11 protein-coding genes are annotated in these 11,803 nt (G+C 71.7%); 7 read left to right on the top strand and 4 right to left on the bottom strand.

Features of this window, described 5'->3' with window-relative positions:
- Positions 1–67: 67 nt before the first annotated feature.
- Positions 68–1,039 (bottom strand): heme o synthase, encoded by a 972-nt coding sequence (locus B4K29_RS02465; RefSeq protein WP_019284793.1) that lies wholly within the window; start codon positions 1,037–1,039, stop codon positions 68–70.
- A 249-nt stretch (positions 1,040–1,288) separates the two neighbouring features.
- On the opposite strand from B4K29_RS02465, the gene tkt reads away from it, so the two are divergent.
- The 5 genes from tkt (at position 1,289) to pgl (ending at position 8,419) form a co-directional block, all read left to right on the top strand.
- On the top strand, positions 1,289–3,514 hold the full coding sequence (gene tkt, locus B4K29_RS02470) for a transketolase (protein WP_019284792.1): 2,226 nt from the start codon (positions 1,289–1,291) through the stop codon (positions 3,512–3,514).
- A gap of 4 nt (positions 3,515–3,518) precedes the next feature.
- A complete protein-coding gene (gene tal, locus B4K29_RS02475) occupies positions 3,519–4,625 on the top strand; it encodes a transaldolase (RefSeq protein WP_286955990.1) in 1,107 nt (368 codons plus the stop codon).
- Between the two features lie 205 nt (positions 4,626–4,830).
- Positions 4,831–6,372 (top strand): glucose-6-phosphate dehydrogenase, encoded by a 1,542-nt coding sequence (gene zwf / locus B4K29_RS02480; protein WP_239264904.1) that lies wholly within the window; start codon positions 4,831–4,833, stop codon positions 6,370–6,372.
- Positions 6,369–7,655, top strand: coding sequence for a glucose-6-phosphate dehydrogenase assembly protein OpcA (locus B4K29_RS02485; RefSeq protein ID WP_286955993.1), 1,287 nt, complete (start codon positions 6,369–6,371; stop codon positions 7,653–7,655). The genes zwf and B4K29_RS02485 overlap by 4 nt, the downstream gene beginning before the upstream one ends.
- Complete coding sequence (gene pgl / locus B4K29_RS02490; protein ID WP_034250896.1) at positions 7,652–8,419, top strand: 6-phosphogluconolactonase; 768 nt, start codon at positions 7,652–7,654, stop codon at positions 8,417–8,419. Before B4K29_RS02485 ends, pgl begins: the two co-directional genes overlap by 4 nt.
- A gap of 123 nt (positions 8,420–8,542) precedes the next feature.
- On the opposite strand, the gene B4K29_RS02495 is transcribed toward pgl, so the two are convergent.
- From B4K29_RS02495 to hemE, 3 genes are all read right to left on the bottom strand, one after another.
- On the bottom strand, positions 8,543–8,893 hold the full coding sequence (locus B4K29_RS02495; RefSeq protein WP_019284787.1) for an RNA polymerase-binding protein RbpA: 351 nt from the start codon (positions 8,891–8,893) through the stop codon (positions 8,543–8,545).
- A gap of 119 nt (positions 8,894–9,012) precedes the next feature.
- The gene (secG, locus tag B4K29_RS02500; protein ID WP_019284786.1) at positions 9,013–9,258 is read right to left on the bottom strand and encodes a preprotein translocase subunit SecG; all 246 of its coding nucleotides are present in this window, start codon (positions 9,256–9,258) and stop codon (positions 9,013–9,015) included.
- Between the two features lie 93 nt (positions 9,259–9,351).
- Positions 9,352–10,413, bottom strand: a complete 1,062-nt coding sequence (hemE, locus tag B4K29_RS02505) for a uroporphyrinogen decarboxylase (protein WP_239264898.1) — start codon at positions 10,411–10,413, stop codon at positions 9,352–9,354.
- 79 nt (positions 10,414–10,492) lie between these two features.
- Between hemE and B4K29_RS02510 the strand changes: the two genes are divergently transcribed.
- Positions 10,493–11,074, top strand: coding sequence for a DUF3000 domain-containing protein (locus B4K29_RS02510; protein WP_286955998.1), 582 nt, complete (start codon positions 10,493–10,495; stop codon positions 11,072–11,074).
- Positions 11,075–11,179: 105 nt separating this feature from the next.
- A complete protein-coding gene (locus B4K29_RS02515) occupies positions 11,180–11,770 on the top strand; it encodes a response regulator transcription factor (RefSeq protein ID WP_019284784.1) in 591 nt (196 codons plus the stop codon).
- Positions 11,771–11,803 lie beyond the last annotated feature (33 nt).

Genomic DNA, 11,803 nt, shown 5'->3' on the forward strand with positions numbered 1-11,803 from the left:
CCGGCCTCGGGCACATCGGCCTGCCGTGCGAAGGCGGGCGGATGTGACTACCTGAGGTAGGTCTGTGCTAGCCGAGGGAGGTCGGGAGGGGGAGGTGCACGAGGGGGTCGATCGCCACGGCCATGAACAGCAGCGTCACGTAGGTGATCGAGTAGTGGAACAGCCGCATGGGCTTGAGCGAGGCCATCGTGGCGTTGGCGGGGTCCTTGGCGCGGCCCAGCAGCTTGTAGGACTCGAGCAGGAACAGACCGCCGGACAGGATCGCCGTGACGAGGTAGATCCAGCCCATGCCGGCTACCGGGACCAGCACCAGGGAGATGAGCGCCGTCGCCCAGGCGTACGCCACGATCTGGCGCGCGACCGAGGTGTCCTGCTTGAGAACGGGCAGCATCGGGATGCCGGCGGCGGCGTACTGGTCCTTGAACCGCATCGACAGCGGCCAGTAGTGCGGCGGCGTCCAGAAGAAGATCCACAGGAACAGCACGATCGGCGTCCACGAGATCGACTCGGTGACCGCCGCCCACCCGATGAGGACGGGCATGCAGCCCGCGACGCCGCCCCACACGATGTTCTGCGAGGTCCGGCGCTTGAGGACGAGCGTGTAGAAGATGACGTAGAGCAGGATCGCGCTGACCGACAGGACCGCCGACAGCCAGTTGACCAGGAAGCCCAGCCACAGCGTCGACACCACGGTGAGGACGATCCCGAAGCGCATCGCGTTCGACGGGGAGATCTCGCCGGTCACCAGCGGGCGGTTCTGCGTCCGCGCCATGAGCCGGTCGATGTCACGGTCCAGGTAGCAGTTGAGCGTGTTGGCCGCACCGGCGGACAGCGAGCCACCGACCAGGGTGTTGACGACCAGCCAGAAGTCCGGGAACCCGCGCTGCGCGAGGAACATCACCGGGAAGGTCGTCACGAGGAGCAGTTCGATGATGCGGGGCTTCGTCAGCGCCATGTAGTTCTTGACGGTGTAGGAGAAGCGCGACGACGAGGCACCGGTCCGGTCACGCGGCGCGGTGCGCGGCTGCGAAGCTGTCACGGTGTCCTTCGGTCGTCGGGCGCGAGCCAAACCGTGTGCCGTCGGGGCCGGGCGAGCGCTCGCGCCGACAGCAGGGGGTCGCGGATAGGCCCCCCGATCCTATCCCTTCCGGGGAGCGGGAGCGAAGGCGCGCGACGCGCCGCGCGGCACCGGCCGCTATGACCTCGCCCACGCCGGATCAACCTCACGCGCGGTGGGTAGGAATGGATAGGCTCGATGTGACTCCGACCACGAAGGAAGTGTGACCACGTGAGCATCACCCCCCACGCCAACGGCCGCCAGGTGTCCGACCCCGTCGCCGAGCAGGTCGGCTGGAGCGACGTGGACGTCCGCGCCGTCGACACCGTGCGCACCCTGGCGGCGGACGCCGTGCAGAAGACCGGCAACGGTCACCCCGGGACCGCGATCAGCCTCGCTCCCGCCGCCTACCTCCTCTACCAGAAGGTCATGCGCCACGACCCCGCTGACCCGCACTGGCTGGGCCGCGACCGTTTCGTCCTCTCGGCCGGGCACTCGAGCCTGACGCAGTACATCCAGCTGTACTACGCCGGCCTCCTCGAGCTCGGCGACATCGAGGCCCTGCGCACCTGGGGCTCCAAGACCCCGGGCCACCCCGAGGTGCACCACACCGCCGGCGTGGACCTGACGACCGGTCCGCTCGGCTCGGGCGTCGCGACCGCCGTCGGCATGGCCATGGCGCAGCGCCGCCAGCGCGGGCTCTTCGACCCTGAGGCCGCCCCCGGCGAGAGCATCTTCGACCACGACGTCTACTGCATCGCCGGTGACGGCTGCATGATGGAGGGCGTGGCGAGCGAGGCCAGCTCCCTGGCGGCCACGCAGCGCCTCGGCAACCTCACCCTGATCTACGACCAGAACCAGATCTCCATCGAGGACGACACGGACGTGTCCTTCTCCGAGGACGTGGCGGCGCGCTACGAGGCCTACGGCTGGGACGTGCGCGTGGTCGAGTGGCGCACCAAGCACGGGGTCCGCGACGAGGACTACGTCGAGGACGTGGACGCGCTCCACGCCGCGATCGAGGAGGGCCGCAAGGTCCTCGACAAGCCCACGTTCATCGTGCTGCGCACCGTGATCGCCTGGCCCGCCCCCACCAAGCAGGGCACCGGCAAGTCCCATGGCTCGGCCCTCGGCGACGACGAGATCAAGGCCATGAAGTCGCTCCTCGGCTTCGACCCGGACCAGACCTTCGACGTCTCCGACGAGGTCCTCGCCCACGTGCGCAAGGTCCGCGACCGCGGCGCCGAGCTGCGCAAGGGCTGGGACCAGCGCTACGAGGCGTGGCGCTCGTCCCACGCCGAGGCTGCCGCCCTGCTCGACCGCGTCCGGGCCCACGAGGTCCCCGAGGGCTACGCCGAGGCGTTCCCGACCTTCGAGCCCGACGACAAAGGCCTGGCGACGCGCGCGGCGTCCGGCAAGGTCCTCGGCGCCCTCGCCGACGTGCTGCCCGAGCTGTGGGGTGGCTCCGCCGACCTCGCCGAGTCCAACAACACGACGATGGGTGGTCAGCCCTCCTTCGTGCCCGAGGACCGGCAGACCTCCGAGTGGCAGGGCGGCCCCTACGGCCGCACCCTGCACTTCGGCGTCCGCGAGAACGCCATGGGCATGATCGTCAACGGCATCGCGCTCGAGGGCCTCACCCGGCCCTACGGCGGCACCTTCCTCGTGTTCTCGGACTACATGCGTCCCGCCGTGCGCCTGGCGGCGATCCAGGAGGCGGACTCGATCTTCGTGTGGACGCACGACTCGATCGGCCTCGGCGAGGACGGCCCCACCCACCAGCCGATCGAGCAGCTCGCCTCGCTGCGCGCGATCCCGGGCCTGGACGTCGTCCGCCCGGCCGACGCCAACGAGACCGCCCACGTGTGGCAGACCATCCTGACCCGCCACGGCAACCCGACCGGCATCGCCCTGTCCCGCCAGGCGCTCCCGATCCTGGACCCGTCCTCGACCTCGGTCGAGCAGGTCGCCAAGGGGGCCTACGTGCTCGTCGAGGGCAGCAAGCCGACCCCCGACGTGATCGTCATGGCCACGGGCTCCGAGGTGTCGGTCGCCATCGCCGGCGCCGAGCAGCTCGAGGCCCAGGGCGTCGCGACCCGCGTCGTCTCCATGCCCTGCCAGGAGTGGTTCGCCCAGCAGGACGAGTCCTACCGCGAGCAGGTGCTCCCCAAGGCCGTCAAGGCCCGCGTCAGCATCGAGGCCGGCTCCACCATGGGCTGGCGCGACTACGTCGGCGACGCCGGCCGCGTCATCGGCATCGACCACTTCGGTGCGTCTGCGGACGCCAAGACGCTGTTCACGGAGTTCGGCTTCACGCCGGAGGCCGTCGTCGACGCCGCCAAGGCCTCGATCGCTGAGTCCGGCGACCCCACCCCCGGCGACACGGCGCCCGGCTACGCCTCCAAGGACCCGGGCTTCGAGTCCTCCGCCCCGGCCGAGCGCCAGGAAGGCAAGTGATCGTATGACGAGCAAGAACCTCGAGGCCCTCGCGGCCGCAGGCGTCTCCATCTGGCTGGACGACCTGTCCCGAGAGCGCATCTCCACCGGCAACCTGCAGGAGGTCGTCGACACCAAGGGCGTCGTGGGGGTCACCACCAACCCCTCGATCTTCGCGTCGGCCCTGGCCAAGGGCGAGAAGTACACGCCCCAGGTCAAGGAGCTCATCGCCGAGGGCGCGGACGTGGAGCGGTCGGTGTTCGCCCTGACCACCACCGACGTCCGGGACGCCTGCGACATCATGCGTCCCGTCTACGACCGCACCGACGGCGTCGACGGCCGCGTGTCCATCGAGGTGGATCCCCGGCTGGCGCACGACACCGAGCGGACCGTGCAGGTCGCCAAGGAGCTGTATGCCGCGGTCGACCGGCCCAACGTCATGATCAAGATCCCGGCCACGGTCGAGGGTCTGCCGGCGATCAGCCGGGTCCTGGCGGAGGGCATCTCGGTCAACGTGACGCTCATCTTCAGCCTGGACCGCTACCGCGCCGTCATGAACGCCTTCATGACTGGGGTGGAGCAGGCTCGCGAGGCGGGTCGGGACCTGTCGCAGATCCACTCGGTCGCGTCCTTCTTCGTGTCCCGCGTGGACTCCGAGGTCGACAAGCGCCTCGACGAGGTCGGCACCGACGAGGCCGCCGCGCTCAAGGGCAAGGCCGGCCTGGCCAACGCGCGCCTGGCCTACCAGGCCTGGCAGGAGCAGTTCGGCACGCCGCGCTGGGCCAACCTCGCCGACGACGGCGCGCACGTGCAGCGTCCCCTGTGGGCCTCGACCGGCGTTAAGGACCCGGCCTACAAGGACACGATGTATGTCGACGAGCTGGTCGCCCCCCAGACGGTCAACACCATGCCGGAGAAGACCCTCGACGCCGCGGCCGACCACGGCGAGATCACCGGCGACACCATCACCGGCACCTACGACGAGTCGGACGCCGTCATGGACGCCCTGGAGCGTCAGGGCATCTCGTACGTCGAGGTCGTCGAGCAGCTCGAGCGCGAGGGCGTCGACAAGTTCGAGAAGTCCTGGACCGAGCTCCTCGAGACCGTGCAGGGCGAGCTCGACAAGCACTGAACCTCGAGCAGCCCCACCGCTGCCGACCGGCCCCACCACAGCGACGTGCGAGGGTCCCCGCCACCACGGCGGGGACCCTCGCACGTCGTGCGGCGGGCCGCGGCGGCATACGACCCTCTCACGGTGCGACTCCGATAACGTTGCACCGCACCCGCCCGGCCGCTGAGCGGCCGCGGGAGCACCCACCGCTGACGGGAGACCACACGTGAGCCCCACCGCAGTCACCGCCGACCACAACCCCCTCCGGGACGTCCGGGACAAGCGCCTCCCCAACATCGCGGGCCCGTGCGCCCTGGTGCTGTTCGGCGTGACCGGCGACCTGTCCCGCAAGAAGGTCATGCCGGCGATCTACGACCTCGCCAACCGGGGCCTGCTGCCGCCGGGCTTCTCGCTCGTGGGCTTCGCCCGGCGCGACTGGGCGGACCAGGACTTCGGCCAGATCGTCCACGACGCCGTCAAGGAGCACGCGCGCACGCCGTTCCGCGAGTCGACGTGGAAGGCCCTCGCCGAGGGCATCCGCTTCGTGCCCGGCACGTTCGACGACGAGGAGGCCTTCGACCTGCTCGCCGAGACGGTGCAGCAGCTGGAGCGCGATCGCGGCACCGGTGGCAACACCGCGTTCTACCTGTCGATCCCGCCGGGCTTCTTCGGGCAGGTGTGCCAGCAGCTCGAACGCAGCGGCCTGGCCGAGGCCGAGCCGGGCCAGTGGCGCCGTGTCGTCATCGAGAAGCCCTTCGGCCACGACCTCGAGTCGGCGCGCGAGCTCAACGACATCGTCGAGGGCGTCTTCGCCCCGGACTCGGTCTTCCGCATCGACCACTACCTCGGCAAGGAGACGGTCCAGAACCTCCTGGCCCTGCGCTTCGCCAACGAGCTGTTCGAGCCGGTCTGGAACTCCCACCACATCGACCACGTGCAGATCACCATGGCCGAGGACATCGGCGTGGCCGGTCGGGCCAGCTACTACGACGGCATCGGCGCGGCCCGCGACGTCATCCAGAACCACCTGCTCCAGCTGCTCGCGCTGACGGCGATGGAGGAGCCGACCGCCTTCACCGCCCAGCACCTTCGGGCCGAGAAGGAGAAGGTGCTCGCCTCGGTGCGGCTGCCCGACGACCTCGGCGCCTCGACCGCCCGGGGGCAGTACGCCGAGGGCTGGCAGGGCAGCGAGAAGGTCGTCGGCTTCCTCGACGAGGAGGGCATGAAGCCCGGCTCGACGACCGAGACCTACGCCGCCATGAAGGTCGAGGTCGACACCCGCCGCTGGGCCGGCGTCCCCTTCTACCTGCGGACCGGCAAGCGGCTGGGCAAGCGGGTCACCGAGATCGCCGTGGTCTTCAAGCGGGCCCCCCACCTGCCGTTCAACGACACGGAGACCGAGGAGCTGGGGCAGAACGCCATCGTCATCCGGGTCCAGCCGGACGAGGGCATCACGCTCCGCTTCGGCTCCAAGGTGCCGGGCGCGCAGATGGAGGTCCGCGACGTGACCATGGACTTCACCTACGGCAACTCGTTCACCGAGAAGTCCCCCGAGGCCTACGAGCGGCTCATCCTCGACGTCCTGCTCGGGGCGCCGTCGATGTTCCCGCGCAACGAGGAGGTCGAGCTGTCCTGGGGCATCCTCGACCCGGTCGAGGAGTACTGGGCGGCGAACGGCCGGCCCGAGCCCTACCCCAGCGGCACGTGGGGACCCGCCAGTGCCGACGAGATGATGGCCCGTGACGGCCGCGAGTGGAGGATGCCGTGATCATCGACCTGCCCAACACCTCGACCTCCGCCCTCACCAAGAAGCTCGTCCAGATCCGCAACGACAGCGGAGCCATGGCCCTCGGCCGGGTGCTCACGCTCATCATCGTCGTGGACGAGGACCGGGCCGAGGATGCCATCGAGTCGGCCATCGAGGCCTCGCACATGCATCCGTGCCGCGTGGTCGCGCTGGTCCACGGCAACCGCCGGGGCTCCAGCCGCGTCGACGGGCAGATCCGTATCGGCGGGGACGCCGGGGCCTCCGAGGTCGTCGTGATGCGTCTGTACGGCGAGGTCAACGGCCACGGCGAGGCGCTCGTGCTGCCGCTGCTGCTGCCGGACTCCCCCGTCGTCGGGTGGTGGCCCTGCGATGCGCCCACCGACCTGGCGAGCGACCCCGTCGGCGCGATGTGCCAGCGTCGCATCAACGACTCGGCCGTCGCCAAGAACCCGCACGCCGAGCTCAAGCGCCGGGCCAAGAACTACGCCCCGGGCGACACCGACCTCGCCTGGTCCCGCATCACCTTGTGGCGGGCCCTGCTCGCGGCGGCGCTCGACCAGCAGCCCTACGAGCCGGTCACAGGCGCGGTCGTGGTCGGCGGCATCGACTCCTCCGCCACCGACCTGCTCGCGGGCTGGCTCGCCGAGGCCCTGGACGTGCCGGTGACGCGAGGCCGCAGCCCCCAGGGCTCGGGCCTGATCAGCGTCCGCCTCGACCGACCCTCCGGCCCCCTGGACCTGGTCCGGCCCGAGGGCACCACCATCGCCACCCTCTCGCACCCCGATCAGCCCGTCCGCCGGGTGGGGCTCACGCGCCGGTCCGACGCGGACTGCCTGACCGACGAGCTGCGCCGGCTCGACCCCGACGAGGTCTACGAGCTCGCCCTGGTCGAGGGGCTGCGGCGCGTGACCGACCGGTCCTCGCTGGCGAGCGCCCTCGTGCGGGCCGGCAAGGCGCCGTCGCCGGACGAGGCGCGCCTGATGGCCCGCCGTGCCGGCGAGAGGTCGCGGCAGACGTCCAGCGACATGGTGACCGTCGACACCGAGCGCGACCAGGTGGTGGCGACCGACAAGGCGACGGACTCCGAGGTCGGGCACCGTGCCGAGGGGCAGAAGCGCATCGGCAGCCGCGTCTCCGACGGGCCGACGGTCGGCCAGGGCAGCGCGCCGGCCGCGGAGGCATCCGCGACCAAGAAGCCGGCCGCGACGAAGTCGTCCGGCTCCAGGTCCACCACCACGAAGTCGTCCACGAAGAAGTCCACCGGCAAGAAGGCATCCTCATGACCTCGCAGGTGATCGTCCACCCCGACAAGGCGACCCTCGCCGCCGCCATCGCCGCCCGCCTCGTCACGGCGATCACGGACGCGCAGGCCCAGCACGGCGAGGCGCACGTCGTCCTCACCGGCGGCTCGATGGGCAACGCCTTGATCGAGGCGCTCGTCGACTCCCCCGCCGCCCCTGCAGTCTCGTGGGAGCTCGTGCACCTGTGGTGGGGCGACGAGCGGTATGTCGACCGCGAGTCCGCAGACCGCAACGCCACCCAGGCGCGCGAGGCGGGGCTCGGCCGCATGGACGCGTTGGGGCTGGACCCCGAGCACGTCCACGAGATGCCCGCGATCGACGATCCCGAGGGCGACGACATCGGTGCGGCGGCCGAGCGCTACGCCGCCGAGCTCGCGCGGGTGGCGGGGACGTCGGACCGCGGGGGCGAGGGCGCACCGACCTTCGACGTGGTGATGCTCGGCGTCGGCCCCGACGCGCACGTCGCCAGCCTCTTCCCCGGCAAGGACACGCTCGGCCTCACCGACCGCACCGTGGTGCCCGAGGAGGACTCGCCCAAGCCTCCGCCGGCCCGGCTGTCGCTGACGCTGCCGGTGCTGTGCTCGGCCGACGAGGTGTGGCTGCTGGTCGCGGGCGGCGACAAGGCCCAGGCCGTCGCGGCTGCGACCGGAGGGGCCGACGTGAACGAGGCGCCCGCCGCCGGCGTCACCGGTCGGCGCCGGACGCTCTGGCTGGTCGACGAGGCCGCTGCCGCCGACCTGCCCTGATCGACCTGCCCTGATCGACCTGCCCTGTTCGAGCTTGCCTGACCGGCCGACCCGCCCCGGGCCGCCCGACGATGGTGGTCGGCGACCGGGGCGGGACCTCTGCTACGTGATCCGGCCGCGCTGCTACGTGATCAGGCCGCGGCGCCGCAGACCGGCGAGCGCCTCGTCGAGCAGCGCCTGGCCGTCGGCGTCGCTGCGTCGTTCCTTCACGTACGCCAGGTGGGTCTTGTAGGGTTCGGTGCGCGGCGGGTTGGGTGGGTCGTCCGGGTCGAGCCCGGCGGGCAGCCCGCACCGCTGGCAGTCCCACTCGGCCGGGACGTCGTCGCCGGCCTCCTGCGAGAAGGCCGGGCGGGTCTCGTGACCGCGGGCGCAGTAGTAGCTGATGACGAGCCGCGGCGCGGACTCGCCGCGCTCCACCTCGCCCATGGGGCCTGCTCCGATGCGGCTGCCCCTGATGGCGTTACCACCCGACATGGGTTTCTCCTCGAGCTACCGGTCCCGACTGGCTGCAGGACCGGGGCGGGCCCAGGTGCCCGCAAGTGCGTGGGAGGGCGGCTCCGCAGGGAGCCGCCGGCTCCGGTGAGCGGCTGCCGTCAGCCGCTGAACCGCTGGATCAGCCCGAGCGCGACGACGCACGCGAACCAGACGATCGCGACGGCGATGGTGAAGCGGTCGAGGTTGCGCTCGGCCACGCTGGACCCGCCCAGGGTGTTGGACACCCCGCCGCCGAACATGTCGGACATGCCGCCGCCCTTGCCCTTGTGGAGCAGGATCAGCAGGGTCAGGAAGAGGCCGCCCAGGACGAGCAGCACCTCGAGGACGATCTTGACTACGGTCATGCGGCAACCATCTGTCGGGACGGCCCGGTGGTGGGCCGTCGGGCGGGACGGGTCGAGAGCGGCGTCCGGCGGGACCGGGCGCGAGCACCCATGCTACCGGCCCAGCTCGTGGACGAGCTCGACGACGCGGGTGATCACCGTCGGATCCGTGCTGGGCAGGACCCCGTGGCCGAGGTTGAAGATGTGGCCCGGAGCCTCGCGGCCCTCGTCCACGATGCGTCGGACCTCGCGCTCCAGGGCGTCCCAGGGCGCGAACAGCAGCGCCGGGTCGAGGTTGCCCTGCACGGCATACCCCGGTCCGAGGCGCTCGACGGCGTCGAGGAGGTTCACGCGGTAGTCGACGCCCACGACGTCGGCCCCGGCCGCTCCCATCGCCGGGAGCAGCTCCCCCGTGCCGACCCCGAAGTGGATGCGCGGCACGTCGGTCGCCTCGGCCACCGTGCGCAGGACGGCGGCGGAGTGCTCCTGCACCTGCGCCTCGTAGGTGCGGCGGGGAAGGGCCCCGACCCAGGAGTCGAACAGCTGGACGGCGGAGGCCCCGGCCTCGGCCTGCACCCGCAGGAAGGTGCCGGAGATCTGGGCGAGCCGGGCGCACAGGTCGTGCCACAGCTGCGGGTCCCCGTGCATGAGGGCCTTGGTGCGCTCGTGGTTCTTGGACGGCCCACCCTCGACCAGGTATGACGCCAGGGTGAACGGCGCTCCGGCGAACCCGATGAGGGGCGTCCCACCGAGCGCGGCGACGGTCTGGCGGACCGCCTCGGTGACGTACGGGACCATGTCCGGGCTCAGCTCCGGGACCCGGTCCAGGTCGGCCCGGGTGCGGAACGGCTCGGCCATGACCGGCCCGACGCCGGCCACGAGGTCGACGTCGACCCCGACGGCGGCCAGCGGCACCACGATGTCGCTGAAGAAGATCGCGGCGTCGACGTGATGACGGCGCACGGGCTGCAGGGTGATCTCGGTGGTGAGCTCCGGGTTGCGGCAGGCCTCGAACATCGTGGTGCCCTCACGCACCGCGCGGTACTCCGGGAGGGAGCGACCGGCCTGGCGCATGAACCACACCGGGGGGTGGGGCACGGGCTGACGGCGGGCGGCGCGCACGAGGAGGCTGTCGGCCGGGGTCGAGGGAGCCGGGCTGGCTGCAGGGGTGTCCACGCGCACGATCCTCGCACGACCGACCGGGCGGTCGGCGCGCCGCCCGGGCCTCGCGTGGTCGTCCGCATAGCCTCGTGAGGTGGCCGATCGACCCCTCACGGACGACAGCGCGCGCCGGTTCGACGCGGTGCTCGCCCGGCTGCGCGACGCCCGGCGTCGGCCCGAGGTGCTCGTCGAGGAGGTGCCTGCCCCCGGGCGGCTGGCGCCCTTCTCCGTGGCCCTGGCCGCCGACGTCGTGCCCGACCGGCGCACCGACGAGGACGTCGCCTCCGGCCGGTTCGTCGTGCTCTACGACCCGTCCTCCCCCGAGCAGTGGGAGGGGCAGTGGCGGGTCGTGACCTTCGCCAAGGCCGCGCTGGAGACCGAGCTCGCCGGCGACCCCGCCCTCGGGGCGGTGGGCTGGACCTGGCTCGAGGACGCCATCGCGGACGCCGGGGCGAGCGCGACCGCCCTGGCCGGCACCGTCACCCACGTGGTGAGCGAGCGGTTCGGTGAGCTCGAGGGCGAGGCGACGACGGTCGAGATGGAGATCCGCGCCTCGTGGACGCCGGTCGACGACGACCTGGCGGCACACTTCGAGGCCTGGACCCAGCTGCTGTGCACGTTGGGGGGACTGCCCCCGCTGCCGGAGGGCGTCGCCCTGCTCACCTCGCGTCGGTGACCACGGGCAGTCACGAAAGTCGGCCAATCTCACCCGTTCGGCACTAGTCCTGTTCTACAGTCTTCAACATCAGCACTGTCGTGCAGGAGAGACGGAGGGGGCACCGTGAGCGTCATCACCAAGAACGCCCGGATGGCACGCCCGCAGCCCATCAGCGCCATGGTCATCTCGGCGGGGCCGCACACGGGAGCCATGGTGCGCCGCGCGCTCGGCCGCATCACCGAGGGGCACATCATCGAGGCGCAGACCATCGAGCGCGCCCGCATCGTGGCGCGCGAGGTGCCGGCCGGCGAGTTCTGCATCGCCGACCTGACCCTGCCGGACGGCTCCGGCATCCCGCTCCTGCACGAGCTGCGCGCCCGGGGGTGGCGTCGCACGATCGTGCTGTCGGACTCCGAGGACCCGATCTACGTCCGGGGTGCGCTCAAGACCGGTGTCCGGGCCTACATCCGCACCGGCGGGCAGCCGCCGGCCGGTCCGGGGACCCGGGGAGCCGGCAACGAGCAGTTCTCCGCCCGCGAGGTCGAGGTCCTGCAGCTGGTGTCGCAGGGCAAGACCAACAAGGAGGTCGGGGCCTCCCTCGGCCTCTCGGCCCTGACGGTCAAGAGCCACCTGGCGCGCATCGCCCGCAAGCTCGGCACCGGTGACCGGGCCGCGATGACCTACACCGCGCTCCGCCGCGGCCTCATCACCTGACCGCCGGGACGTCGCCGCGGGACACCTCTCGCG

The sequence above is a fragment of the Arsenicicoccus sp. UBA6765 genome (assembly GCF_002453335.1).
Lineage (GTDB): Bacteria > Actinomycetota > Actinomycetes > Actinomycetales > Dermatophilaceae > Arsenicicoccus > Arsenicicoccus bolidensis.

What these genes read in the sequence shown, in the direction of transcription:
- tal (WP_286955990.1), top strand. Translation starts at nt 3,519, where the DNA reads ATGACGAGCAAGAACCTCGAGGCCCTCGCGGCCGCAGGCGTCTCCATC.
- pgl (WP_034250896.1), top strand. Translation starts at nt 7,652, where the DNA reads ATGACCTCGCAGGTGATCGTCCACCCCGACAAGGCGACCCTCGCCGCC.
- B4K29_RS02495 (WP_019284787.1), bottom strand. Translation starts at nt 8,893, where the DNA reads ATGTCGGGTGGTAACGCCATCAGGGGCAGCCGCATCGGAGCAGGCCCC.
- secG (WP_019284786.1), bottom strand. Translation starts at nt 9,258, where the DNA reads ATGACCGTAGTCAAGATCGTCCTCGAGGTGCTGCTCGTCCTGGGCGGC.